The sequence below is a fragment of the Pseudomonas sp. N-1-13 genome, from assembly GCF_057787095.1.
In genome coordinates, this window is the sequence record NZ_JBYNRI010000001.1 from 3271894 (window position 1) to 3296095 (window position 24202).

Annotated in this window: 22 protein-coding genes; 12 read left to right on the top strand and 10 right to left on the bottom strand. The window is 61.3% G+C overall.

Annotated features, from left to right (window positions below; translation table 11 throughout):
- The first annotated feature begins 162 nt into the window (after positions 1–162).
- Positions 163–1992 carry a sigma-54-dependent Fis family transcriptional regulator gene (locus AC3I65_RS14770; RefSeq protein ID WP_047225625.1) on the top strand — a complete coding sequence of 610 codons (1830 nt, stop codon included), beginning with the start codon at positions 163–165 and terminating at the stop codon, positions 1990–1992.
- A gap of 7 nt (positions 1993–1999) precedes the next feature.
- Here the strand turns inward: AC3I65_RS14770 and AC3I65_RS14775 are convergent, their stop codons facing one another.
- The 4 genes from AC3I65_RS14775 to AC3I65_RS14790 all read right to left on the bottom strand — a co-directional run bounded on the left by AC3I65_RS14775 (position 2000) and on the right by AC3I65_RS14790 (position 5635).
- On the bottom strand, positions 2000–2674 hold the full coding sequence (locus AC3I65_RS14775) for a TetR/AcrR family transcriptional regulator (RefSeq protein ID WP_488523930.1): 675 nt from the start codon (positions 2672–2674) through the stop codon (positions 2000–2002).
- Positions 2675–2737: 63 nt separating this feature from the next.
- On the bottom strand, positions 2738–3643 hold the full coding sequence (locus tag AC3I65_RS14780) for an alpha/beta hydrolase (protein WP_488523931.1): 906 nt from the start codon (positions 3641–3643) through the stop codon (positions 2738–2740).
- An 18-nt stretch (positions 3644–3661) separates the two neighbouring features.
- Positions 3662–5104 carry a coniferyl aldehyde dehydrogenase gene (locus tag AC3I65_RS14785; protein WP_488523932.1) on the bottom strand — a complete coding sequence of 481 codons (1443 nt, stop codon included), beginning with the start codon at positions 5102–5104 and terminating at the stop codon, positions 3662–3664.
- A 288-nt stretch (positions 5105–5392) separates the two neighbouring features.
- Positions 5393–5635 (bottom strand): hypothetical protein, encoded by a 243-nt coding sequence (locus AC3I65_RS14790; RefSeq protein WP_107322806.1) that lies wholly within the window; start codon positions 5633–5635, stop codon positions 5393–5395.
- Positions 5636–5750: 115 nt separating this feature from the next.
- On the opposite strand from AC3I65_RS14790, the gene AC3I65_RS14795 reads away from it, so the two are divergent.
- The 3 genes from AC3I65_RS14795 to AC3I65_RS14805 all read left to right on the top strand — a co-directional run bounded on the left by AC3I65_RS14795 (position 5751) and on the right by AC3I65_RS14805 (position 9041).
- Entirely contained in the window at positions 5751–6761 is a 1011-nt protein-coding gene (locus tag AC3I65_RS14795; protein ID WP_107323296.1) for a response regulator, read from the top strand.
- 3 nt (positions 6762–6764) lie between these two features.
- The gene (locus AC3I65_RS14800) at positions 6765–7718 is read left to right on the top strand and encodes a sensor domain-containing diguanylate cyclase (protein ID WP_139049857.1); all 954 of its coding nucleotides are present in this window, start codon (positions 6765–6767) and stop codon (positions 7716–7718) included.
- A 99-nt stretch (positions 7719–7817) separates the two neighbouring features.
- On the top strand, positions 7818–9041 hold the full coding sequence (locus AC3I65_RS14805) for a zinc-dependent alcohol dehydrogenase (protein ID WP_107322808.1): 1224 nt from the start codon (positions 7818–7820) through the stop codon (positions 9039–9041).
- Between the two features lie 85 nt (positions 9042–9126).
- Here the strand turns inward: AC3I65_RS14805 and otnI are convergent, their stop codons facing one another.
- Genes otnI through AC3I65_RS14830 form a run of 5 tightly spaced genes read right to left on the bottom strand, consistent with a single transcriptional unit; the run spans position 9127 to position 13464 of the window.
- Positions 9127–9903 (bottom strand): 2-oxo-tetronate isomerase, encoded by a 777-nt coding sequence (gene otnI, locus AC3I65_RS14810; RefSeq protein ID WP_107322809.1) that lies wholly within the window; start codon positions 9901–9903, stop codon positions 9127–9129.
- Between the two features lie 5 nt (positions 9904–9908).
- Positions 9909–10547: a 3-oxo-tetronate 4-phosphate decarboxylase gene (gene otnC, locus AC3I65_RS14815; protein WP_488523933.1), complete on the bottom strand. Its 639-nt coding sequence runs from the start codon at positions 10545–10547 to the stop codon at positions 9909–9911.
- On the bottom strand, positions 10544–11815 hold the full coding sequence (gene otnK, locus AC3I65_RS14820; RefSeq protein WP_488523934.1) for a 3-oxo-tetronate kinase: 1272 nt from the start codon (positions 11813–11815) through the stop codon (positions 10544–10546). Before otnK ends, otnC begins: the two co-directional genes overlap by 4 nt.
- 2 nt (positions 11816–11817) lie before the next feature.
- Positions 11818–12726: an L-threonate dehydrogenase gene (gene ltnD, locus AC3I65_RS14825; protein WP_076384245.1), complete on the bottom strand. Its 909-nt coding sequence runs from the start codon at positions 12724–12726 to the stop codon at positions 11818–11820.
- 21 nt (positions 12727–12747) lie between these two features.
- Complete coding sequence (locus tag AC3I65_RS14830) at positions 12748–13464, bottom strand: FadR/GntR family transcriptional regulator (protein ID WP_488523935.1); 717 nt, start codon at positions 13462–13464, stop codon at positions 12748–12750.
- Positions 13465–13655: 191 nt separating this feature from the next.
- Between AC3I65_RS14830 and denD the strand changes: the two genes are divergently transcribed.
- Together denD and AC3I65_RS14840 are read left to right on the top strand one after the other, a co-directional pair.
- The gene (gene denD / locus AC3I65_RS14835) at positions 13656–14612 is read left to right on the top strand and encodes a D-erythronate dehydrogenase (RefSeq protein ID WP_076384243.1); all 957 of its coding nucleotides are present in this window, start codon (positions 13656–13658) and stop codon (positions 14610–14612) included.
- A 59-nt stretch (positions 14613–14671) separates the two neighbouring features.
- The gene (locus tag AC3I65_RS14840; protein WP_076384241.1) at positions 14672–16078 is read left to right on the top strand and encodes a GntP family permease; all 1407 of its coding nucleotides are present in this window, start codon (positions 14672–14674) and stop codon (positions 16076–16078) included.
- A 68-nt stretch (positions 16079–16146) separates the two neighbouring features.
- On the opposite strand, the gene treA is transcribed toward AC3I65_RS14840, so the two are convergent.
- The gene (treA, locus tag AC3I65_RS14845; protein ID WP_188250765.1) at positions 16147–17778 is read right to left on the bottom strand and encodes an alpha,alpha-trehalase TreA; all 1632 of its coding nucleotides are present in this window, start codon (positions 17776–17778) and stop codon (positions 16147–16149) included.
- A 262-nt stretch (positions 17779–18040) separates the two neighbouring features.
- Here treA and AC3I65_RS14850 point away from each other — a divergent pair, with 262 nt between their 5' ends.
- The 6 genes from AC3I65_RS14850 to leuD all read left to right on the top strand — a co-directional run bounded on the left by AC3I65_RS14850 (position 18041) and on the right by leuD (position 24146).
- A complete protein-coding gene (locus AC3I65_RS14850; protein ID WP_047225614.1) occupies positions 18041–18811 on the top strand; it encodes a substrate-binding periplasmic protein in 771 nt (256 codons plus the stop codon).
- Between the two features lies 1 nt (position 18812).
- The gene (locus AC3I65_RS14855; RefSeq protein ID WP_047225613.1) at positions 18813–20156 is read left to right on the top strand and encodes a diguanylate cyclase; all 1344 of its coding nucleotides are present in this window, start codon (positions 18813–18815) and stop codon (positions 20154–20156) included.
- A 25-nt stretch (positions 20157–20181) separates the two neighbouring features.
- Positions 20182–20916 carry a substrate-binding periplasmic protein gene (locus tag AC3I65_RS14860; RefSeq protein WP_047225612.1) on the top strand — a complete coding sequence of 245 codons (735 nt, stop codon included), beginning with the start codon at positions 20182–20184 and terminating at the stop codon, positions 20914–20916.
- Between the two features lie 129 nt (positions 20917–21045).
- Positions 21046–21885 carry a glutathione-dependent disulfide-bond oxidoreductase gene (gene yghU / locus AC3I65_RS14865; RefSeq protein ID WP_047225611.1) on the top strand — a complete coding sequence of 280 codons (840 nt, stop codon included), beginning with the start codon at positions 21046–21048 and terminating at the stop codon, positions 21883–21885.
- Positions 21886–22114: 229 nt separating this feature from the next.
- A complete protein-coding gene (gene leuC, locus AC3I65_RS14870) occupies positions 22115–23536 on the top strand; it encodes a 3-isopropylmalate dehydratase large subunit (RefSeq protein WP_047225610.1) in 1422 nt (473 codons plus the stop codon).
- A gap of 1 nt (position 23537) precedes the next feature.
- The gene (gene leuD, locus AC3I65_RS14875) at positions 23538–24146 is read left to right on the top strand and encodes a 3-isopropylmalate dehydratase small subunit (protein WP_173406871.1); all 609 of its coding nucleotides are present in this window, start codon (positions 23538–23540) and stop codon (positions 24144–24146) included.
- The last annotated feature ends 56 nt before the right edge of the window (positions 24147–24202 follow it).

Here is a 24202-nt window from a genome sequence, read left to right on the forward strand (position 1 = left end):
CTCTGAGTAATCGCAAGGCAACCGCTCAAGCACGCGGCATCCAGCGCAAACAGAGGCATGTGGGTATCTTGAGGGGGGATTCAGGCGTGTGAAAAAAGTGATGATTTCAGCAATTTCATGCTGCACTATGCGGATTATGATTATCCCGTTTAAGGATTTGTGATGGCGAACAAGCTGATTTCCCTGGCCGAACTCTCTCGCGCAACGCCAAACAAACCCGTGCGGGGTGCCAGCGAGCAGTTGCCACCAGGGGCGCCGCCTACCCTGCAGGACCTGACTGAATGCCTGATGTTCAGTCCGGGCGACGGCCGCATCTGGTTGAACGGCGCGCGCATGCTGCTGATCCACAACAGCGGCATCGGCGCGCTACGCCGAGAACTGATTGAAAGCATGGGCCTGGCCCGCGCCCGAGGCATCATGTTGCGCACCGGCTACCATTGCGGCGCCCGGGACGCCGCCCTGATCAAGGAGCGCTTCCCCGAGGCCGACATCCTGGCGCTGTTCGCCGCCGGTCCGATCATTCATGCGATCGAAGGCGCGGTGAAGGTCGAGCCGGTGCATTTCGAATTCGACATGAACCTGGGCACCTATTACGGCGAATTCCTCTGGCATCACTCCAGCGAGGACGACGAGCACATCGCCCAATACGGCATCGGCACCGAACCGGCCTGCTGGATGCAGACCGGCTATGCCACCGGGTACACCTCGGCGATGGTCGGCCGGCTGATTCTCTACCGCGAGGTCGAATGCCGTTCCACCGGTTCCAGCATTTGCCGGCTGATTGGAAAACCCGCGGAGGAATGGGACGACGCCGAAGCGGACCTGGCCGACCTGAACGCCGAACCTTTCGTCAGCACCGGCGGACGCAGCGTGACAGCCCATAGCCGCAGCGATAAAGGCGCCCTGCCGACCAGTTTGCTGGTTGATCCGACTCCCGCACAAGACAGCGACATGGTGGGGATTTCCTCGGCCTTCAACGCCGCCTGCCACATGTTGCGACGGGTCGCGCCGACCCAGGCAACGGTGCTGTTCACTGGCGAGTCCGGCGTCGGCAAGGAAATGTTTGCGCGGATGCTGCACCGCATCAGCCCGCGCCACGATGAACCCTTCGTCGCCATAAACTGCGCTGCCATCCCGGAAAACCTGATGGAGTCGGAGCTGTTCGGCGTCGAGCGCGGTGCCTACACCGGAGCCACTCAATCGCGCGCCGGGCGCTTCGAGCGTGCCGATGGCGGCACCCTGTTCCTTGACGAGATCGCCACCCTCAGCCTGGTGGCCCAGGGCAAGCTGCTGCGCGCCTTGCAGGAGGGCGAAGTCGAGCGAGTCGGTGGCAGCCGCACGTTGAAAGTCGATGTACGGGTGGTCGCTGCGACCAACGTCGACCTTCGCGCCGCCGCGCAACGGGGCGAGTTCCGTGAAGACCTGTTCTTTCGCTTGAATGTATTTCCGATCCATCTGCCGCCGCTGCGCGAACGCAAGGAAGACATCCCGCTGCTGATGACCCACTTCCTGCATCGCTTCACCCAGCGCCATGGTCGGCAGATCAGCGGCTTCACGCCGCGCACGGCCGATACGCTGCTGGCCTATGACTTTCCGGGCAATATCCGCGAGCTACAGAACCTGGTGGAGCGCGGCGTGATCAGCGCCCCGGACGGCGGCGCCATCGACCTGGCGCACTTGTTTACCAGCGGTGAACGCCTGGCCCAGCCCATGTTCTCCATCGGCACCCGTGGCCAACTGGCTGCGAGCCCCAACGACCCGCCGCCGGCCCGCCATGCAACGAGCGCCGCAGCCAGTACCGGCAGTGGTGCGAGTCTGGAGCTGTTCGGCGGCAAGGACCCGAGCCGGCTGTCGTTGCAAGAGATCGAGGACACCATCATTGACCACTGCCTGGGCGAAGTGAAAGGCAACGTCTCTGAAGCGGCCCGCCGTCTGGGTCTGACCCGTGCTCAGTTGTCCTATCGCCTGTCGCGACGCTCGGCCAGCGAATAGGCGCGCCTTATGGCGTAGATGATCGATGGATAAAGCAGCGGCCGAACAGGCCCAAGGTCACCTCGACCCGCTGCTCGATCTGCTCGTCGGACCAGGCCTGTTGGACCCCCAGGGTGAACAGCTTGAGCGGCTGGGAAATCAACAGCGAGTCGATCAGCTCCACCGCTGACTCGACATCTTCGTGTGCCAACAATCCCTTGCCGGCGGCCTTGCCCAGCCAGCCGCGCAACAAGCTCAGGCAGCGCCCGGCACCTTCCTGATACCAGATCCTGGCAAGGCCCGGCGCCGTTTCGCGTCCCTGGGCAGCCAACAGGTAGAGCCCCAGCGCCAACGGCGACAGGGTCAGGCGCGCCCATAACGTCAGGTACATGCGCAACTCGCTGAGCAGGTCCTCGGCGCAATCAATACCGCTTTCCAACAGCAGTTCAAGGGTGGACAAGTCCCTGGCCACCAGTTGCGAGAGCAACGCTTCCTTGCTCGCCACCAACAGGTACAGGGTCTTCTTGGAGATCCCGGCGGCGCGGGCGATAGCATCCATGGTGACGTTGGCAAAATTGCCGCTGCCAAGCGCCTGCGCCGCCGCATCCAACAGCGAGGTCATCTGCTCCTGACGGCTGCGCACCGGCGGACGACCGCGCCGGGTGGGCAGCCCGGTGGTTTCAGGCATTACGGTTTCAGGCATTACGGGTCCTGTTGAACGGCATGGTGCGCATGTCCTGATGGTGGTTTCACAAAGGTGCCCAGCTTAACGCAGCCTGCTCGCAAACGCCTCGCGCAGGGAGTCCTCGATGAGCTGCCACGCCTGCTGTGCCGAAGCATCCGGTCCCAGGTGAGTGAACATATGGTCGCACCCGGTGAACATTCTCTCGGTCACCGCCACACCGGCCTGACGCAGTTTCTGCGCGTAGGCCTGCCCCTCGGCGAGCAGGATATCGTACTCGGCAGTGATCACCGTCGCGGGGGGCATGCCCTGCAATTGCTCGACCGTCGCCAGTAACGGCGATGCCAGAGGGTCGCGGGCATGCGCCGGATTGCTCAGGTAACAGCGATTGAAGAAGCGCATCAGGCCCGGGCCGAGCAAGGGTTTGTCAGAGGTCGAGCGCTTGAGTTCCGGATCCGCGGCTAAGTCCACGGCCGCATAGTCGATGACCTGATGCACCACCCGCAACCGTTGGTGCTCCCGCGCCAGATTGGCCACGCCGGTGGCCAGGTTACCGCCGGCGCTGTGCCCACCGACTGCGATGCGTTGTGGGTCGATACCCAGGGCCGCGGCCTGTTCGGCCAGCCACTCAAGCACCGCGAAGCTCTGTCGCAAGCCGGCGGGAAAGGGAAACTCGGGGGCCAGGACATAATCCAGATTGACCACCAGGCAACCCAGGTTGTGGGCCAACCGCCGGCAATAGCTGTCGTCATGCTCCGGCACCCCGGCCACAAAACCGCCGCCATGCAGGTTCAGGTACACGGGCAAAGGTTCGCTGGACGGCGCCTGGGGCCAATAGAACAAGGCCCGTGCCGGGCCCCACGCCGTGGGGATGAGCTTCTCCTCGAACAGGCGCAACGGATACTGCGCCGCGTCATAGGTGAACTTGGCTTTCATGCGCTTGGCAAAGGCACGCAGCAGCTTGGCCTTGAGAGTCGACAACACGTTCATGATCAAACTCCTGAAGACTCAGTGGGCAGTCAGCAATTGATCCAGCAGACCGTGGATCATTGCGCCGTAAGGCGCGCGCATTGCCAGGTTGGACTCACCGAGCGGGCTCTGCACCACCACCGCCTTGGCATGGCTGAACGTACGGAAACCGTAGACACCGTGATACGCCCCCATCCCCGAGTGACCGACCCCGCCAAACGGCAGCGCCTCGAACACCACATGGCTCATGACATCATTGATCACCACACCGCCCGAAGTCGTGCGCTCCAGCACCTGCTGGCGCTCACCGGCGTCCTCGCCGAAGTAATAAGCGGCAAGGGGCCGAGGTTGACCGTTGACGTAGTCAATCGCCGTGGCGAAATCGCGATAGGTCTTGATCGGCAACAGCGGGCCGAAGATTTCCTCGCGCAGCACCTGCATCTGTTCAGTGGCATCCAGCACCAGCGTCGGAGCGATCTTGCGGGTCTGGCGATCGCCCAGGTCTTCCTGCGCCGGGTTGATCTCGATCAGCCGCGCCCCTTTGGCGCTAGCATCGACCAGATAACCCTGCAGGCGGTCGAAATTGCGTGGGTTGATGATGGAGGTGTAGTCCGGGTTGCTGTGCAAGGAGGGGTACATGGCACCGACGAAGCGCACCGCCTCGGCAACGAAGTCTTCCAGGCATTCTTCCGGCAGCAGCACGTAGTCCGGGGCCAGGCAGATTTGCCCGGCGTTGAAGGTCTTCACGGTCATGACCCGCTGCACCACCGTCGCCAGATCGGCGCTACGGGACACCAGCACGGGCGACTTGCCCCCCAGCTCCAGGGTCACCGGCACCAGATTGTCCGAGGCTGCACGCATGATGTGCCGAGCCACCGCCGTACCACCGGTAAAGATCAGGTGATCGAACGGCTGGGCACTGAACAGCGCGCCGACTTCGGCATCGCCCAGCACCGTGGTGAGTTCATTCTCGTCAAAATATCGGGCGATCAATTCGCCCATCAATGCCGAGGTGCGTGGGGTCAGTTCCGAGGGTTTGAGCATGGCCCGGTTACCGGCGGCGAAGATGCTCGCCAGAGGCCCGAACGCCAGTACGATGGGAAAATTCCAGGGGCTGATCACGCCCACCACGCCCAACGGCTGGTACTCGACCCGCGCCTCGCTGCCGGGGAAGGGTGACGGATGCGATTGCGCTTGCATCCACTCGGCCAGATGCTCACGGCAATGCTTGAGGCTTGCCACCGAACCGCCGATATCGGAAAGCAGCGTCTGCTCGCGGCTACGATTGCCGAAGTCCGCCGACACCGCTGCGACGATGGCGTCACGATTGTCCAGCAGTAGCGCAATGGCCCGATCGAGGCGGTCGCGGCGCAGCTCCAGGCTGGCCGGTCCGTCAACCAAGTGGGCCTGTTTCATCCGTGCGAGCGTGGCAGTGAGTTGTTCGGCGCCGACTGGCGTAGCGTGGTGATCGGGACTGTGCATGGCGTGGGTTCCTGCTGGTTATATTGTTATTAGACAGCACTAAATACCATTTCGAGCAGACATCTATGTCGACTCGCTGGGTGAGTATGCCAAAAAACAACAGAAAGGAAACCACTAGGTTTCTTAATTTACAAATATCCAGACGCGAGGCTATAAGCCCTATAAACAAACGGAAGTACCGATAATATCCGGTTCAGACCAGCAAAGAAGGAAACCCGTAGTGGGTGTTTTTCATGGGCGGTAAAACACGGTTCACGATCAAAAAACCAGAACAACTGGTTATTTTAATTAATCAATTATGTGCTGATCGACAACCCTGATTTGCGTCAGCCCTACCCGCTCGGCCTGCTCCAGGATCTGCGCAGGCGTCGCATCCGCGGTGGGCATGATCAGGCCGTTCTCTGCATCTCCAAAATGCAGCTGGAGCAGGTGCATCGCGGCTTCATGGACGGGCAGTTGAAGCTGCTTGAGCTCGAACGCGTGAGTGCGAGGCGCGTCGTTGAACAGGTAATTCACCGTGTAGTTGCGCATTGGACAGACTCCCGAAATGGATGAAGTGCATTTGACTAGCCTGACTTATTGGTCCAGTTTTTAGTTCAATGCAATGCGTGGCCTGCCTGAAGGCCTCGGCTGCCGTTCAATTCAAATGGGCGCCCCAGTGTCAGTGATTCCCTTGGTGGTATGTGACGACTCCAACATGGCTCGTAAGCAGGTGCTACGGGCGCTGCCGGCGGACTGGCCGGTCTCGGTCACCGAGGCCAGCAATGGTCGCCAGGCCATGGACGCCATACGCCAGGGGCTGGGCCAGGTGGTGCTGCTGGACCTGACCATGCCGGAGATGGATGGTTACCAGGTGTTGAGCGCCTTGCGCACCGAAGGCTTGAAGACGCAAGTCATCGTGATCTCCGGTGACGTACAGGAACAGGCGGTACGCCGCGTGCTTGAGCTGGGCGCATTGGCATTCCTGAAAAAACCTTTCGACGAAAACGAACTGCGCCAGACGCTCAGCCAGTTGGGCCTGCTGACGAAACCCGGCCAGACGCCGCCGCAAAATCGTCCGGCAACGAACACGGCCATCAGTTTTCACGATGCGTTTCGCGAGACGGTCAACGTTGCCATCGGCCAGGCCGCCGCCCTGATCGCCAAGGTGCTGGGTGTGTTTGTGCAGTTACCGGTACCGAACGTGAACATCCTTGAGGTGGGTGAGCTGCACATGGCGCTGAACGATGCCGGTAGCTCTGAACAACTCACCGCCATCTGCCAGGGCTTTATTGGCAGCGGGATTGCCGGCGAAGCCCTGCTGATATTTCACGAGTCGGAAATTGCTGACATAGCGCAACTGATGCAACGCCAAAGCAGCGACTATTCGGACCTGGAAATGCTGCTGGACCTCTCCAGTGTTCTGATCGGCGCTTGCCTGAGCAGCATTGCCGAACAGATCGACGTGGTGTTTTCTCAGGGGCATCCGCAGATTCTCGGCCAGCACGCGGCCATCGAGGAGCTGATTCAAGTCAACCGCAAGCACTGGAAAAAGACCCTGGCGGTGGAAATCAGCTACAGCCTGGAAGGGCACGATATTCGTTTCGATCTATTGTTACTGTTCACGGAAGACTCGATCGAGCGGCTGACCCAAAAACTCACCTACCTGATGACCTGAGCCATGCCTGATTCCATTGATCTGAACGAGTTTCACTGGTTGCTGGCCATTGTTCAGAGCATCGATGTCGGTGTGGTGGTGCTGGACCGCGACTACCGCGTGCAGGTCTGGAACACGTTCATGGAGAACCGCTCCGGGGTGCAGCCAAAGGACGCCCACGACCAGCATTTTTTCAGCCTGTTCCCGGAAATCGATCGCCAGTGGTTCAGCCGCAAGGTAGAAAGCGTCGCTGCCCTGGGCACCCCAGCGTTCACTGTCTGGGAGCAGCGTCCCTATCTGGTGCGGTTCAAGAGCTACCAGCCGATCACCGGCCAGGAAGAGTTCATGTACCAGAACACCACGCTGTTACCGCTGCGCTCGCCCGACAACACGATCAGTCACATCTGCCTGGTGATTTATGACGTCACCGACGTCGCCACCAACCGGCATCAACTACAGGCCGCCAATGCGCAATTGCAGCAGCTCTCCAGTACCGATCGACTGACCGGGCTGTACAACCGCGGTCATTGGGAGGCGAACCTGAAAGCTGCCTATGCGCGGCATCAGCGCTATGGCAATGCCTTGAGCCTGGTGATGCTCGATATCGACCACTTCAAACGGGTCAACGACACCTATGGCCATCAGGCCGGAGACAAGGTCATCGAACAGGTCGCCAGGCTTCTGCGCGAACACGTACGCGACTCCGACGTGGCCGGGCGTTATGGCGGCGAGGAGTTCGGCGTGGTGCTGTCGGACACCGACCAGACCGGTGCCCGGATGTTCGCCGAGCGCCTGCGCAAGGCCGTCGAAGAACTGCAGGTGCTGTACAACGACCAGAGCATCCGTTTCACCATCAGCCTTGGAGTGGCAGACCTGAGCCAGCCCTCGACCGGCCACGCCGAACTGATCGCCCGGGCCGACCAGGCGTTGTATACGTCCAAGAAAACCGGGCGCAATCGGGTGACGGTGCATGAGTAGATAATGACCGCCAGTCACGTACCTGCGCTAACGCTCTGAACTTCCATCCAGCCTCCCGCCTCTGCCCTATATCACCACGCTACCCAGAGGCAGGAAGTCATGAGAGCACTCACTTACCACGGTGCACACAGTGTGAAAGTCGACACGGTCCCCGACCCGGTCCTGGAGGACAGTGACGACATCATTCTGCGTGTCACGGCAACGGCGATTTGTGGTTCCGATCTGCACCTTTATCGCGGAAAAATTCCCGCTGTCGAACATGGCGACATCTTCGGCCATGAGTTCATGGGAATCGTTGAAGAAGCCGGTTCAGCGGTGACCGCCGTTCAACCCGGCGATCGAGTGGTTGTGCCTTTCGTTATCGCCTGCGGCAGCTGTTTCTTCTGTCAGATGGATTTGTTCGCCGCTTGCGAAACGACCAACACGGGCCGTGGCGCGATTCTGAACAAGAAGGCAATCCCGCCCGGGGCGGCTCTGTTCGGTTTCAGCCATTTGTACGGCGGTATACCTGGCGGGCAAGCTGAGTATGTAAGGGTACCAAAAGCCAACACCGGGCCTTTCAAAGTACCGGGAACCCTCTCGGACGAGAAGGTGCTGTTCCTCTCGGACATCTTGCCAACCGCCTTTCAAGCGGTGACCAACGCTGGGATCGGCAGTGGCTCGAGTATCGCCATCTATGGCGCCGGGCCGGTCGGCTTGTTGAGCGCCGCCTGCGCGCGGATGTTGGGCGCCGACCAGATCTTCATGGTCGATCATCACCCCTATCGTCTGGCCTATGCACAGAAAACCTATGGCGTTATTCCCATCAATTTTGATGAAGACGACGACCCGGCGGACACGATCATTCGCCAGACCAAGGGCATGCGGGGCGTGGACGGTGTGGTGGATGCCGTGGGTTTTGAAGCCAAAGGCAGCACCACCGAAACAGTGCTGGCTACGCTTAAACTCGAAGGCAGCAGCGGCAAGGCGTTACGCCAATGCATTGCGGCGGTCAGGCGCGGTGGGGTCGTAAGCGTACCGGGCGTGTATGCCGGTTTCATCCACGGCTTCCTGTTCGGCGACGCATTCGACAAAGGCCTGACCTTCAAAATGGGCCAGACCCACGTGCAGCGGTATCTTCCCGAGCTGCTTGGCCATATCGAGACCGGTCGCCTTAGCCCTGAAGTCATCATCAGCCATCGCTTGTCCCTGGAACAGGCCGCCGAGGGCTACAAGCTATTCGACAAAAAACAGGAAGATTGTCGCAAGGTCATCCTGACACCCGGCGAGCCCGATATTGCCTTGCCGGTCAATGATGACCAGGCCGTTCTGCTGAGTACGTAGGGGACTTATCCGGCGTCTGGGGCGAGAGGGTTTGTATTCATCGCATGCCCTCACGCCCCTCTTGGGCGCCCTACTCCATCTCAGCTCAACGCCAGGGCGCAAACCAGCCCAGGCCATCCTCGGTCAGGCCGCGGGGGTTGTACTCGCAGCCGATCCAGCCATCGTAGCCGGCCTCGTCGAGCAGTTTGAACAGGTACGGGTAGTTCACTTCTCCCAGGTCCGGTTCGTGCCGATCCGGCACGCCGGCAATCTGGATATGCCCGACACCGGCCTGGAAGCGCTGGAAACCGGCAATCAGATCGCCTTCCATGATTTGTGCATGGAACAGGTCCAGTTGCACACGCAGATTCGGCTCGCCCAGTTCGGCCAGAATTGCATGGCCCTCGGTCTGGCGATTGATGAAGTAACCCGGAATCGAGCGGGTGTTGATCGGCTCGATCAACAGTGTCAGTTGGTGCTCGGCCAAACGTCGTGCGGCGTAACGCAGGTTCTCCAGATAGACCTCGCGCATGCGCGGACGCTGGCTCTCGTCACTCACCAGTCCGGCCATTGCGTGCAGTTTGGGGCAGCCCAGGGCGTGGGCGTATTCGATGGCCCGGTCGACACTTTCACGAAATTCCGCCTCGCGCCCCGGTATCGCTGCGATGCCGCGCTCGCCTGCGGCAAAATCCCCCGGTGGCAGGTTGAACAGCACTTGGCTAAGCCCGTGCTCGGCCAAACGCCCGGCCAGTTCGGCCGGTGCGAACTCATAAGGGAACAGGTATTCCACGCCCTTGAAGCCGGCCTTGGCGGCACGGCCGAAGCGATCCAGGAAAGGTGCGTCGTTGAACATCATGCTGAGGTTGGCAGCGAAACGTGGCATTGCAGTCACCATTGGGCGCCGGAGGTCTGGCGCAGTTCTTCGATTTGTTCGTCGTCCAGGGCCCGTACCGGCTGCTGGCGCAGCAACAGGTAGAGCTTGGCGGTTTCTTCGAGTTCTTCGATGGCATAGGTGGCCGCCTCCAGGCTCTTGCCCGAAACGACCGGCCCGTGATTGGCCAGCAACACCGAACTGTGCTGTCCGACCAGCCCGCGAATCGCCTCACCCAGCCGCGGATCACCGGGCCGGTGGTACGGAATCAGCGGCAAGCGGCCCACGCGCATGACGAAATAGGGTGTCAGCGGTGGCAGACAAGACGTCGCGTCCAGGCAATCCAGGCACGAGACCGCCGCCGAGTGCGTGCAATGCAAGTGCACGATGGCACCGGAATCTTCACGGCCTTCATAGACGGCACGGTGCAGGAATGCTTCCTTGGAGGCGGGTTTGCCAGCCAGGTGGTTACCTTGCCAGTCGAGCTTGGCGATGTCGGCCGGGTCCAGGCGACCGAGACAGGCGTTGGTCGGTGTCAGCAGCCAGCCATCGTCCAGACGCACGCTGATATTCCCGGAGGAGCCAGGGCTGAGCCCACGCAGGTAGAGGGAACGGCCGATCTCGACGATCTCTTCGCGCAATTGGCTTTCTGTCATGCCAGCATCTCCCAGGCCTTGATCATGAAATCGGCGCTACCGAAGTTACCGGACTTGAGCGCCAGCGTCAGCGGCCGACCGGATTGGCCGAGCGTCTGGGTCCAGGGCACGCCGGGGTCGATGCTCGGCCCGATGCGCAAACCTTCGATACCCAGCGCGCCGACCACTGCGCCGGAGGTTTCGCCACCGGCCACCAGCAATTGGCCCATGCCCTGCTGTTCGACCAGCGCACGGGCAATCGCCGCCAGGGCCGATTCAATGCGTTCACCGACCTGCTGCGCACCGAACTGTTGTTGCACCCGGCGTACCTCGTCGGCCGGACTGCTGGCATAGATCAGCACCGGACCCTGGTGGCCGGCAGCCCAGGCCAAGGCCTCGGCCACCAGTGCATCACCGCGGGCCATCAGCTCGGCGGCCTCAAGACGAAAGGCAGGATAGACCGCTGCCGCCTGCTCGATCTGGCCGAGGGTCGCTCGCGAACAGCTACCGCTGAGAATCGCCTGGCGCCCCCACCCTGCCCCCAGCCGGCTGGCTTCGCCGTTGGCCTGCAACAGCCCTCTGGCCTGCCAATCCTGGGCCATGCCCAGCGCCAGCCCCGAGCCGGCCGTGACCAACGGCAGATCGGCACAGGCGGCGCCGAGCACCTGCAAATCTTCATTATCGATAGCGTCGCTGATAGCGATGCCCACGCCCTCGGCGCGCAACGCGGCGATCCGCTGACGGGTCGCCTCGACGCCGGCGCGCAGGGTCCGGTAGTCGATCAGGCCGACCGGGTGGCGTGTCTGCGGCTGCAACACGCGCAGCAGGTTGGCGTCGCGCATGGGCGTGAGTGGATGGTCCTGCATCCCGCTTTCGTTGAGCAGCACGTCATTGGCGAACAGGTAACCGTTGAACACGCTGCGGCGGTTTTCCGGAAAGGCCGGACAGGCCACGGTGAAGTCGCTGCCCAGGGCTTGGAGCAGTGCATCGCTGACCGGGCCGATGTTGCCCTCAGCGGTGGAGTCGAACGTCGAGCAATACTTGAAGTAGAACTGTCGGCAGCCCTGCTGGCGCAACCACTCCAGCGCCTGCAGCGACTGTGCGACGGCTTCATCGGGCGCCAGGTTGCGCGACTTGAGCGCCACCACCAGGGCGTCGGCATCGCCCACCGCCAAGGGCCCGTGTGGGACACCAATGGTCTGCACAGTACGGGCGCCGCCGCGCACGAGCATGCTGGCAAGGTCGGTCGCTCCGGTGAAGTCATCGGCGATGCATCCGATCAGGGGCATGGTCAAATCTCCTCGTTGGCGGCGGCAGGCAGGTTGATACCGGGGAATATCTTCACCACGGCGATATCATCCTCGCGCCCCAGCCCGGAAGCCGACGCTTGCTTGAACATCTGGTGGGCGCTGGCGGTCAGCGGCAGCGGGAAGACCGCCTCCTGGGCGCTGTCGAGCACCAGGCCCAGATCCTTGACGAAAATATCCACCGCCGAGCGCGGTCGATAATCACCCGCCAGCAAATGCGGCACGCGGTTTTCGAACATCCAGGAATTACCGGCGCTGTGACTGATCACCTCGTAGAGCGCCTCGGGATCGCAGCCCTGACGAATGCCATAGGCCATGGCTTCGGCCGCCGCGGCAATGTGGACCCCGGCGAGCAACTGGTTGACCAGCTTGATCTGCGAACCTTGCCCGGCCTCTTCACCCAGCCGGTAGACCTTGGCGGCGACGGCGGCAAGTGCCGTTTGCGCCCGTTCGAAGGCGGCCTCCGGCCCCGAGGCCATGATGGTCAACTCGCCCGCTTCGGCGCGCACCGCCCCGCCTGAAATCGGCGCATCGAGCATCAGCACTTGATGCTCGGCCAAGCGCCCACTGATGCGCCGCGCAGCCGCCGCCGAGATGGTTGCACAGGCAATGACCACGGAACCCGGACGCAACCGCGCGGCAATACCCTGCTCGCCGAACAGCAATTGCTCGGTTTGCGCGGCATTGACCACCACGATGAACAGCAGGTCGCTGAGCGCGGCGCTGTCACTCAGGGCACTGACCGGCTGGCCACCTTCGGCGATGAAGGCCTGGCGCACGTCCTCGCGGATGTCGTAGCCCCATACGGGCAGACCAGCGCGCAAAAGCGCGCGCGCCATGCCCAGGCCCATGGAGCCCAGGCCGACCACACCAATACTGGATATTGCTGTCACGGGTGAATCCTCTTGTGGTTGTTATCCGGACGCGTCGGCCTCGCTTCGCGCTTCGCGCAGGCGGACTTCGGCGTTGCGCAGATGCGAGGAGGCCGCGGTACGTGCCGCCTCACTGTCACCTGCGGCGATAGCGGCGAGCAGCGCGTGGTGCTCCTGATCGACCTGACACATGTACTGGGCGTTACGCGCCTCGTTGCGACGGGTCACTCTGATCGCCTGTTGCAGCAGCTGATGCAGAAAATCGATGGTTTCGAGAAAGTGCTGGTTACCGGTGGCGGCCACCACCGAACGGTGGAAGGCGAGGTCTTCGCGCACGCCGTCTTCACCCCGCTCGACCGCTTCGTCAAGCTCGGCCAAGGCGTTTTGCATCGCCCGCAATTGCGCATTGGTGCGCCGCGCTGCAGCCAGTTCGGCGGCCTTGATCTCCAGCGCGCTGCGCAATTCGAGGATCTCCACCACCGCCTCGAAGTTGCCCTGGGGTGGAGACAGGCGCAGCGCGACACTGGGATTGGGCACGACGAAGGTGCCGCTGCCCTGGCGCGAAGTGAGCATGCCTTCGCGCTTGAGCATCGAAATCGCTTCGCGCACCACCGTGCGGCTGACACCGTACTGCTCGCACAATGCCTGCTCGGTGGGCAGGCGGTTCCCGGCGGCCAACTGGCCTTCATGGACCGCTGCACTCAGGCGTTTGGCCAGCCGTTCGGCCAGCTTGGGGGTAACGTCGTTCAGACTGTCCACTCAAATTCTCCCGGCAATCGTCGCGCTGCCTTGCCACCCGCTGTGGGCAAGAAGAAAACACGCAACGGTTGCGTCCACGTTAAATTCATCATACAACATGACAACTGCTTGTCACCTGGTTCGTCAAATAACAAGAATACGGGGCGTTCGGCACCCTGCCCCGAATATTCTCCTTAAGCGGAGTGCAATACATGAAGATCCTGGTAACTGGCGGCGCTGGCTTTCTCGGCGCCCGCCTGATCGAAGCGCTGCTGGCGCCCACTGCGAGTGACTTGCTGCCCCCCGGTGCCAGCCTCGTCTCGGTCGACTTGGCGCCCTGCCCCATCAATGACCCTCGGGTGGTGTCGCACACAGGCGACATCTGCGACCCGGCCTTTATCAAATCGCTGATCGGCCCAGAGACCTGCCTGGTCTATCACTTGGCCGCGATTGTCAGTGGCCAGGCCGAAGCCGACTTCGACCTTGGCATGCGGGTCAATTTCGATGCGACCCGCGCCCTGCTCGAAGCCTGCCGCCAACAGGCCCAGGCGCCGCGTTTCGTGTTCGCCAGTTCACTGGCGGTATTTGGTGGGCCGATGCCCGAGCAGGTACCCGAAGAACTCGCACCGCTGCCGCAATCGTCTTATGGCGCGCAGAAGGCCATGGCCGAACTGCTGATCAATGACTACTCGCGCAAGGGCTTCATCGATGGCCGGGTGTGTCGCCTGCCAACCATTTCCGTTCGCCCCGGCAAACCCAACGCAGCGGCCTCGTCATTTGCCAGCGGCATCCTGCGCGAACCCCTGGCCGGCGAGATGAGCAACTGTCCGGTACCACTGGATACCCGCATGTGGCTGTCTTCGCCGCAGACCGTGGTCGACAATCTGGTCCATGCCGCGCGCCTGGACGGCCAGGCGCTTGGCCTGCGGCGGACCCTCAACCTGCCCGGCATCAGCGTGCGGGTCAGCGAAATGCTCGACAGTCTCGCCCGTGTCGGTGGCGAGGCGGCCCGCGCGCGGGTCAGCTTTGAGCCGGACGAGCGGATCCAGCGCATCGTCTGCAGTTGGCCCGGCGATTTCGACATCCAGCGGCCGCTGCAATTGGGCTTTCGCGGTGATGCCGATTTCGACAGCGTGGTAAGGGCGCACCAGCACAGCATGAATCGCTGACCCAGGCGGCGCCGTGCGGTGCCGTCGTTCCATCCAATAACAACAAGAGTGATTACCCAATGGACGCAACTTCTATCGCCGGCCCACAGCTGATGGTGAGCCTGGTCCTGGCCATCGTCATCCTCATCGTGCTGGTTCTCAAGACCCGCATCCACGCCCTGCTGGCGCTGATCATCGCCGCCTCGATCGCCGGCCTGGGTGGCGGCATGGCGCCCGACGCGCTGGTCAAATCCATCACCACCGGCTTCGGTGCCACGCTGTCGACCATCGGCCTGGTCATCGGTTTCGGTGTGATGATGGGCCGCCTGCTGGAAGTCTCCGGCGCCGCCGAGCGGATGGCCTATACCTTCGTGCGCTGGCTGGGCAACAAACGCGAAGAGTGGGCGATGATGGTGACCGGCTACATCGTCTCGGTGCCGATCTTCTGCGACTCGGCGTTCGTCATCCTCAACCCGTTGGTCCGGGCACTGGCGCGCAACAGCGGCAAATCGATGCTGACCCTGGGTATTGCCCTGGCCAGCGGCCTGATGCTGACCCACCATGCGGTTCCACCGACGCCAGGGCCACTGGGGATTGCCGGGATTTTCAATATCGACGTGGGGTTGATGATTTTCTGGGGCGTGGTATTCACCATTCCCGGCACCTTCGTGCTGGTGGCCTACGCCCGCTTCATGGGCCCACGCATCGAGGCGATGATCGCGCAAAGCGGCCAAACTCCGGTCGAACCCGCCACCGCCTATCGTGAAGTGCTCGAACGCGCCGATGCCCGCGAGGCCGAACTGCCGCCGCTGTGGCTGTCGATGCTGCCGATCGTGCTGCCTATCCTGCTGATCTTCGCCAACACCCTGGTCGTCGCCCTCGGCAAACTCAACGGCGACAGCACCCTGACCCAGAGCCTGTTCGGTCAGACCATCGCTTTCGTCGGCAACCCGGTCATCGCTGTCGGCCTCGGGGTGGTGGCGGCACTGTATGGACTGGTGCCGCGGCGCCCGCGTGAGGAAGTCATCGCGCACATGGAGAAAGGCGTGGAAAGCGCCGGCATCATCCTGCTGGTCACCGGTGCCGGTGGTGCATTGGGTGCCGTGTTGCGCGACAGCGGTGCGGGTCAGTACATGGGCGAATGGGTCGCCACCTTGCCCCTGCCGGCGGTGTTGATCCCCTTCGTGATCGCGTCCCTGGTGCGTCTGATCCAGGGCAGCGGCACCGTGGCAATGATCACCGGCGCCTCGATTTCGGCGCCGATCCTGGCCTCGATTCCCGACGTTAACATGGTCTTCGCCGCCCAGGCGGCGGCCATTGGCTCGATGGTCTTTGGCTACTTCAACGACAGCTATTTCTGGGTAGTCAACCGCATGCTCGGGGTCACCAACGCCAAGCATCAGATGCTGACCTGGTCGATTCCGACCACGATCGGCTGGTTCACCTCCCTGCTCACCCTGTTGCTCTTCAACGCCATTCTCGGATAACAGTGCCGGGCACCTGGGCAGGAACTGATAAGTCCTGCCCAGGTTTGTCCCTTGCTCTTAACGCCAGCTCATTCACCCACAGTCGTTGCGGAGGAACGTGCGCCATATTTGCTCAACAGTTTCAGCGTCACGCCATTCGTCCAGCCGAAACCGTCCTGCAACTCATATTCGCCACCTCCCCCGCCATCTCCCCGCCCGGATACGTCGTACTTCTCTACCAGCTTGTCTTCGTTGCGGTAAAGATTGTGTACCTGTTGCAGGAAGCGAGTGCCAATCTGCTGCGCCAGCGCGGTGTGCCCATAGCGATCCAGCCCCTCAACCGCCACCCACTGTAGCGGTGCCCAACCGTTGGGTTCGTCCCACTGCTGGCCATTGCTGACCTGCGTGGTGGCAATGCCGCCAGGGCGCAGCAGACCATCACGGACTGCCTCGGCCGTGCGATTGGCGTGGTCCGCGGAGGCAAGGCCGGTGTAAAGAGGAAACAGCGTGGCGGCCGTCAGTTGCGGGCGTTGACGGTGCTGCTGCCAGTCGTAGTCCACGTAGAACCCTGCATCGGCATTCCACAAATGCTGCTCAATGGCACGCTGCCGCCGGTCCGCGCGCTGACCATAGGCCTGGACGCATGGCGTGTTCTGCACGGTTTCACACGCCTTGGCGATGGTGCGCTCCAGGTGATAGAGCAGGCTGTTCAGGTCCACGGGCACAATGGATGTGGTGCGTATGGTTGCCAGGTTCTGGCCGTCGCCAAGCCAGCGCGAACTGAAGTCCCAACCACTCTCCGCCCCGGCACGCAGATCACGCCAGACCTCTTGCCTGGGTCTGTTCGAGGCCTGTTCGGCGGTTTTGACATCTTGCAACCAGGATTCCTGTCGCGGCGTCGAACGGGCATCCCAATAGCGATTGAGCACGCTGCCATCGGCGAGCTTGACCACATGTTGCGCGGCGGCACCCGGCTTGAGCCCCTCAGCGCCCTGCATCCAATAGGCGTATTCCTTCTGCAGTTGTGGAAGGTAACGCCCAAACGCCTGGTCACCTTCGATGTGCGCCTGCAACTGCACCATGTAAGCGAAGAATGGCGGTTGTGAGCGGCTCAGGTAGTAGGTGCGATTGCCATTGGGAATGTGCCCGTACGTGTCGATCATATAGGCAAAGTTATCGGTCATCTGGCGCACCTGGGCCTGATCCCCGCTTTGTTCAAGCCCGAGCATGGTGAAGTAGGAGTCCCAATAGTACATCTCGCGAAAGCGTCCGCCTGGAACGACATAGGGTTGTGGCAAGGGCAACAGGCTGCTGTAGGGCGGCACTTGGCGATAGGTACGGCTTAACACGGGCCAAAGGCTGTCGATGTGCTCTTGAATGGGCGCGCCCGGTTTCGGTGCCGGGCTTTGCGCTGCGCCGGACTCGATGAAGTTGTCCTTCACGAAGGTTTCGAGATCGAAGTCGCTGTTGTCGCGACGAGCCAGGTATTCGGCACGGATTTTCGAGGGGTCGCGGGTGGGCAGTGCGTCGACGAAATGCTTCTGGTCGGTGAACAGTTGGTTGTTCTGCACGGCTTCGAACAACTCGGGATATGCCTGGTCGGGCGGCAGATTGGCCCGTTCCTTGGCATCCATGTAGCCCCAGGTCGCGGGCGGTTGGCTTGAGCAAGCCGCGCACAGCAACGCGGCGAAGGACAGGCTGGTGAAATACAGTGGTCGCATCAGCGGCTCCATCATTTGTCGTTCCTGACAAACGACTGACACGGCCGAACAAACCCGGGTTCATTAAATGTCGCCGAATCGACAGCTGGAACAAGAGAGGCCACACTCAAGTTTTTCACAGGGTCTGGCCCGACCGCCCCAGGTTCAATGCCCCCCGGTTTCGACGGATGACACTCAAGCGCGTATAGGCCCAGCCGATAACACATTAAGTCAACGGCCCCCAGGCCGCGCCGGCACTGCTGGTTGCATAGGGTAACTCTCGATGATTTTGCCGTTTAACCGTCTGCTGATGAGCTGCGTCCTGGTGTTCCTGGCTGCAAGCACAGCCGTGCCAAACGCCGCCGCAGAGACTGCGCTGCGCATCGTTACGGAAGAACTGCCGCCCTATAACATGACGCAGAACGGGCGAGTGACCGGTATGAGCACCGAGGTGGTCCAGGCGGTGCTCAAGGAGGTCGGCGTAGAGGCGTCCATCCAGCCCATGCCTTGGGCGCGGGCCTACGAACTGGCGCTCAATGAAAGTAACGTGTTGATTTATTCAATCGTTCGAACGCCTGCGCGTGAATCACTTTTCCAGTGGGTCGGGGCCATCGCCCCAACCCAGTGGTACATGTATTCGCTGGCTGAGCGCCCGGTAAAACTCAACTCGCTGGACGATGCGCACGGTCACCAGATTGCCACCGTCAATCAGGACGTGGGTGAGCAATACCTGGTGTCGAAGGGTTTCCGCATTGGTAAAGACCTGCAGTCGAGCAACAAGTACGAACACAACTACCGCAAGCTCAAGGTCGATCACGTGGAGCTATGGATTTCCAACGAGCTCAACGCGCTGTACCTGACCCGCCAGAATGGTGAAGACCCGGATAAAGTGTTGATCCGCTCGCTGCCGCTTCCCGAATTGAGCAGTCAGGATGGCTTGAGCATGGCGTTCAGTCGCAAGACGCCGGCCGCGACGGTCGAGAAATTCCGCTCAGGCCTGGAGACCATCCGCCGTAATGGCGTTTACGACGCCATCATGCGCAAGTGGTTATGACATGGCCGACGATTTTCGGACTGTCCCCATCCATCCGCCAAAAACCAGGACGTTCAGCTCGCTGGGACGGCGTCTGGTGTTGGCCACGCTGGTGTTCTGCCTGTGCTTTACCTTGGCGATGGTCACGCTGCGTACCTGGCAGGCCTGGGAAAACAATCTGGCGCAGATGAATTCCGAGCTGGTCCTGATCGACCAGGTGTTCCAGAACACCCTGGCCCATGCCATTTGGGAAATGGACCGTGAATCGTTGGACAAGCAGATCACCAGCGTTGCGAATGCGGCGCCGGTGGGACGCGTGGCACTCAATATCCTGCGACCCGGACAGGCGCCAGAAATCATCGAGTTCAATCGATATGCCAGCAATGCATCCAGCGTGGCGCCGGTGCTGCATCGCCAGCTCGTCGCGCAGCCCTACATCGGCGCCAACGAAAAGGTCGGTGAACTGACCATCGAGGGCGATAACAACCTGCTTTGGGAACGCCTCTGGGACGAAGCCCGCAGCATCGTCATCACGCAGGTGATCCAGTCGTTGCTGCTGGCCGGCCTGGTCATGACCATGTTCAACCGCCTGGTGACCGTGCACGTTGTCCATATCGCCCGGCATCTGGGGAAACTCTCACCACAAACACTCAACTCCCACCTCAAGCTGCAACGTTCGGTCCGGCGCCAGGACGAGTTGAGCCTGCTCGAATCCAAAGTCAATGCACTGCAAGACAACCTCCACGCCCATCTGGAGCGCCAGCACTCGGACGAACTGGCCCTTGCAGCCAGTCGCGACCAGTTGGCCGAACTGGTCGAGGCGCGCACTTCGGAACTCAAGGCCGCCAACCAGGCCCTCGAAGCGCTGTCGCGTCACGATGCCTTGACGGGCTTGGCCAACCGTCGTTACTTCGATGAACTGAAGGATGTCGAATTCCGCCGTGCGATCCGCCACAACACCCCGCTGGCCGTGCTGATGTGCGATGTGGATTTCTTCAAGATCTACAACGACACCTACGGCCATATCAAAGGGGACGAGTGCTTGAAACAGATCGCCGGGACCCTGCGCAGTGTCTTCGGCCGCTCCGGCGAACTGACTGCTCGCCTGGGGGGTGAGGAGTTTGTCGTGGTATTGCCCAATATCAACGCCAGCCAGGCATGCGAGGCAGCCCAGCGGTTTCGTGAAAGCCTGGCTGAACTTGCACTGCCCCATGGCGGCTCAGCGGTTTCCCCTTTTGTCACCCTGAGCATCGGCGTCGCCGAGCTGGACACCAAAACCATGGATCACTTCGATCAACTGCTGCAACGCGCCGACCAGGCGTTGTACCGGGCCAAACGCCAGGGGCGCAATTGCGTCGCTTTATAAAACCACCGTGTGCTGCGAGGTCTGTATGCACTACCGTCTGAAGCTCTGCTCCTGCTTGCTCCTGGCCCTGATCAGCGTGAAAAGTCACGCCGAGGCGATCGAAGTCGTGACCGAAGACTCGTTATACGCCTACCTGCGTGAAGGCGCGCTCGTCGGCCCGGGCACTCGAATAGCCGACGAAACCTTGAGAGGCGCAGGGATCAGCGATTACCGCATGTTGCTGTACCCATGGGCACGCGCTTACGAAAAAGCGCTGCATGAACCCAATGTGATGATCTTCCCGCTCGATCGCACCCCGGCCCGTGAGCAGATGTTCAAGTGGGTGGGTGAAATCCATCGGGCGACGACCAAGCTCTACAAGCTGCGTGGACGTGGCGGCATCGCCGTTGACAACCTTGAAGACGCCAAGCAGTACACCATAGGCGTGGTGCGCAATGACGCCAAGCAGGTTTACCTGCAGCAGAAAGGCTTTACCCGGCTGGTGGTATCGGCGGACAACCACGATAACTTTCAGAAACTGTTGAATCAGCAGATTCAGTTGCTGCCGATGCCCGAGAATACTGCGCGCCTGATGAGCAAAGATGCCCAAGTGGATTTCACCACTCTGGAGGAGGTCTTTTCCCTGGATGAACAACCCCACCGAGTTCACATGGCGTTTAGCCTGAGCACCCCAGACGAAATCGTCACCCGGGCTCAACAAGCTTTCGCGAAGCTCAAGGCTTCAGGCGAAGTGGATCGGATCATGACTGAAGAGCGTTAGCGGGTAAGCCTAATGCAGTACGTGCAGGCGGGGTGATTTGCTGACGCTGACCCTCCTATGGCAGGCTTGGGCCAGAGCTTTTTTCCGCGGTTCACGCGGTCACTGCAAGTCGGCAATGAGGCCCCTCCCATGAGCAAAGCGCCCTATGTACCGCCCAGAGTCTGGAAATACAACGCCCCGTCTGGCGGCCAGTTCGCCAACATCAATCGCCCTATCGCCGGGCCGACCCATGAAAAAGTATTGCCAGTGGGCGAACATCCGCTGCAGCTCTATTCACTGGCCACGCCCAATGGCGTGAAGGTGACCATCCTGCTGGAAGAGCTGTTGGCGCTGGGGCACACCGGCGCCGAATATGACGCCTGGCTGATTCGCATTAACGAGGGCGACCAGTTCTCCAGTGGCTTTGTCCAGATCAACCCGAACTCGAAGATCCCGGCGTTGCTTGATCGCAGCGTACAGCCTGCAATCCGGGTTTTCGAGTCCGGTTCGATCCTGCTGTACCTGGCAGAAAAATTCGGCGCCTTCCTGCCCACCGACCCGGCCGGACGCACCGAAACCCTGAACTGGCTGTTCTGGCAGATGGGCGCAGCCCCCTATCTGGGTGGAGGCTTCGGTCATTTCTACGCTTACGCGCCCGATAAACTTGAATACCCCATCAATCGTTTCACCATGGAAACCAAACGCCAGCTCGACGTCCTGAATCGCCGTCTTGGCGAAAGCCAATACCTGGCCGCAGACAGCTACACCATCGCCGATATCGCGGTCTGGCCCTGGTATGGTCAATTGGTGCGCGACAACGTGTACTCGGCTGCCGAGTTCCTGGCTGCCCACGAATATACCCATGTGCAACGCTGGGCCGAGGAGATCGCCAATCGACCGGCAGTGATCCGGGGGCAACGAGTGAACCGCACGTGGGGTGATGAAGCGAGCCAAGTGCCGGAGCGGCATCGGGCTGAGGATCTGGATTGAAGGGGCCGGGCCGGTCTTTTCCTGTCAGCACCGGATAGCAACCGCGGTGGGCCGGGCGCTATCCGAATCGCTGACCGCTGCGCGGATTAAACACGAATCGTGAATCGATGATTGACTTTTCAGCCATTGAACCTGCAATCACATTCCCTATGCTGGCATGACTGCTCATTGAGCGCGGCGCATCGTGAGGCCCTCCCGGCGCGCCTTCCGATCACTCGCGAGAACCGTCATGAAAGGCCCCAGAACGCTCTACCAGAAGCATATAGATGCCCACACCGTCTGTACGCTGGACGACCATGGCCATGTGTTGCTCTACATCGACCGCCAGGTCGCCAACGAATACACCAGCCCCCAGGCCTTCAGCGGCTTGAGAGAGGCGAACAGAACGGTATGGCGCCCGTCATCAACGTTGTGCGTGGTCGATCACGTCAACCCGACCGCGCCTGATCGCGTCGCGGCCATGCCGGATGCGGGTGGCGCGCTTCAGGTTTCTTACTTCGAGCAGAACTGTCGAGACTTCGGAATCGAGTTGTTCGATGTCCTGGACAAGCGACAAGGCATTGAGCACGTGGTTGCCCCTGAGCAAGGCTTCATTCTTCCCGGGATGGTCGTGGCCGCAGGTGATAGCCACACAACGACCTATGGCGCGCTGGGCGCCTTTGGTTTTGGTATCGGCACTTCGGAAATTGAACACCTGCTCGCCACACAGACGTTGGTCTATAAACGTCTGAAGACCCTGCGCGTGAATGTGCACGGGCGGATGGGCGCAGGCGTCACCTCCAAAGACATCATCATGGCCTTGATCCGCGACATCGGTGCGTCCGGTGCGACGGGCTACGCCATCGAATTCTCCGGCCCCACCATTGAGTCCCTCAGCGTCGAAGCGCGCATGACCATCTGCAACATGGCCGTAGAGGCCGGTGCCCGTGGGGCTTTCATGGCGCCGGACGAAAAGGTGTACGCCTACCTCAAAGACAAACCGCGAGCCCCGAAAGGGGCGCTATGGGAGCAGGCTGTCGAGAAATGGAAAACGCTTTATTCCGACCCTGGAGCGCATTTCGACAAGGAAGTCGAACTCGATGCCAGCGCGTTGGAGCCGATGGTGACTTGGGGAACCAGCCCTGACCAGGCCGCGCCGATTGGTGAGTGCGTACCGGATCCGCGCCTGGAGAGCGACCTGATCCGCAGGCAGGACCTGCAGCGTGCACTGCGCTACATGGGCCTTGAGCCGGGAACCCGACTGGCCGGGGTGCCGATCAGTCACGCCTTTATCGGCTCCTGTACCAACGCACGCATCGAGGATCTGCGCGATGTCGCGCGCATCGTTCGGGGTCGCAAAGTAGCGGCGAGCGTGCGCGCGATGATCGTACCGGGCTCCACACGGGTACGTGATCAGGCGCAAGCGGAGGGGCTGGCGCAGATCTTCAAGGATGCCGGCTTCGAATGGCGCCAGTCCGGCTGCTCGATGTGCCTGGCGATGAATGATGATGTGCTGTCGCCGGGTGATCGCTGTGCCTCCAGTACCAACCGAAATTTCGAGGGCCGTCAGGGCGCCGGAGCAAGAACTCACCTCATGAGCCCGGCGATGGTCGCCGCCGCAGCGATTTGCGGCCACCTCACCGACGTTCGTCAACTGTCCATGGAGAGCTGAAATGCAGCCATTCACCATCGTTCGCGGTATCGCCGCACCGCTGCCCGCCGCGAATGTGGACACCGACGTCATCATGCCCAAGCAGTTCCTCAAGGGCATCGATCGCAATGGGCTGGACCGCGGGGTCTTCTTTGACTTGCGTTTCCTGGCCGATGGCGTCCCCAATCCGGCGTTCATTCTCAATCAGGCCCCTTGGGATCACGCCAGTTTCCTGATCACCGGACCTAATTTCGGTTGTGGTTCCAGCCGCGAGCACGCGGTCTGGGGGCTGAAGCAATTGGGTATACGCGCACTGATCGGCACGAGTTTCGCTGGTATTTTCTACGACAACTGCCAGCGCAATGGTGTTCTGCTCATTCAGTTGAAGGAGTCAGAACAGCAGGAGATCAGCCATCTCGTTGGGTCACCTGAAAACTCGCAGATCACGATCGATCTGCATGCCCAGCAGATTCACCTTCAGAGCGGAAAGATGATTGGGTTCGAGATGGACCCCTTGCGTAAAAAAGCGCTGCTGGAAGGTCTCGATGCGATTGGTACAACGCTTGAGCACACGTCACGAATCCGCGACTTCGAGGCACTGCACCATCGTTTGAACCCCTGGCTTGCCTGAGCCTCGAGCGAACAAGGGCCTGCATCCTGCGGGCCTGCGGGGCCGGACAGAACTGC

Bases quoted from the DNA above. Each gene is read 5' to 3' on its own strand.
- AC3I65_RS14770 (WP_047225625.1), top strand. From the start codon at position 163: ATGGCGAACAAGCTGATTTCCCTGGCCGAACTCTCTCGCGCAACGCCA.
- AC3I65_RS14775 (WP_488523930.1), bottom strand. From the start codon at position 2,674: ATGCCTGAAACCGTAATGCCTGAAACCACCGGGCTGCCCACCCGGCGC.
- AC3I65_RS14780 (WP_488523931.1), bottom strand. From the start codon at position 3,643: ATGAACGTGTTGTCGACTCTCAAGGCCAAGCTGCTGCGTGCCTTTGCC.
- AC3I65_RS14785 (WP_488523932.1), bottom strand. From the start codon at position 5,104: ATGCACAGTCCCGATCACCACGCTACGCCAGTCGGCGCCGAACAACTC.
- AC3I65_RS14790 (WP_107322806.1), bottom strand. From the start codon at position 5,635: ATGCGCAACTACACGGTGAATTACCTGTTCAACGACGCGCCTCGCACT.
- AC3I65_RS14795 (WP_107323296.1), top strand. From the start codon at position 5,751: ATGGGCGCCCCAGTGTCAGTGATTCCCTTGGTGGTATGTGACGACTCC.
- AC3I65_RS14800 (WP_139049857.1), top strand. From the start codon at position 6,765: ATGCCTGATTCCATTGATCTGAACGAGTTTCACTGGTTGCTGGCCATT.
- AC3I65_RS14805 (WP_107322808.1), top strand. From the start codon at position 7,818: ATGAGAGCACTCACTTACCACGGTGCACACAGTGTGAAAGTCGACACG.
- otnI (WP_107322809.1), bottom strand. From the start codon at position 9,903: ATGCCACGTTTCGCTGCCAACCTCAGCATGATGTTCAACGACGCACCT.
- otnC (WP_488523933.1), bottom strand. From the start codon at position 10,547: ATGACAGAAAGCCAATTGCGCGAAGAGATCGTCGAGATCGGCCGTTCC.
- otnK (WP_488523934.1), bottom strand. From the start codon at position 11,815: ATGCCCCTGATCGGATGCATCGCCGATGACTTCACCGGAGCGACCGAC.
- denD (WP_076384243.1), top strand. From the start codon at position 13,656: ATGAAGATCCTGGTAACTGGCGGCGCTGGCTTTCTCGGCGCCCGCCTG.
- AC3I65_RS14840 (WP_076384241.1), top strand. From the start codon at position 14,672: ATGGACGCAACTTCTATCGCCGGCCCACAGCTGATGGTGAGCCTGGTC.
- treA (WP_188250765.1), bottom strand. From the start codon at position 17,778: ATGCGACCACTGTATTTCACCAGCCTGTCCTTCGCCGCGTTGCTGTGC.
- AC3I65_RS14850 (WP_047225614.1), top strand. From the start codon at position 18,041: ATGATTTTGCCGTTTAACCGTCTGCTGATGAGCTGCGTCCTGGTGTTC.
- AC3I65_RS14855 (WP_047225613.1), top strand. From the start codon at position 18,813: ATGGCCGACGATTTTCGGACTGTCCCCATCCATCCGCCAAAAACCAGG.
- AC3I65_RS14860 (WP_047225612.1), top strand. From the start codon at position 20,182: ATGCACTACCGTCTGAAGCTCTGCTCCTGCTTGCTCCTGGCCCTGATC.
- yghU (WP_047225611.1), top strand. From the start codon at position 21,046: ATGAGCAAAGCGCCCTATGTACCGCCCAGAGTCTGGAAATACAACGCC.
- leuC (WP_047225610.1), top strand. From the start codon at position 22,115: ATGAAAGGCCCCAGAACGCTCTACCAGAAGCATATAGATGCCCACACC.
- leuD (WP_173406871.1), top strand. From the start codon at position 23,538: ATGCAGCCATTCACCATCGTTCGCGGTATCGCCGCACCGCTGCCCGCC.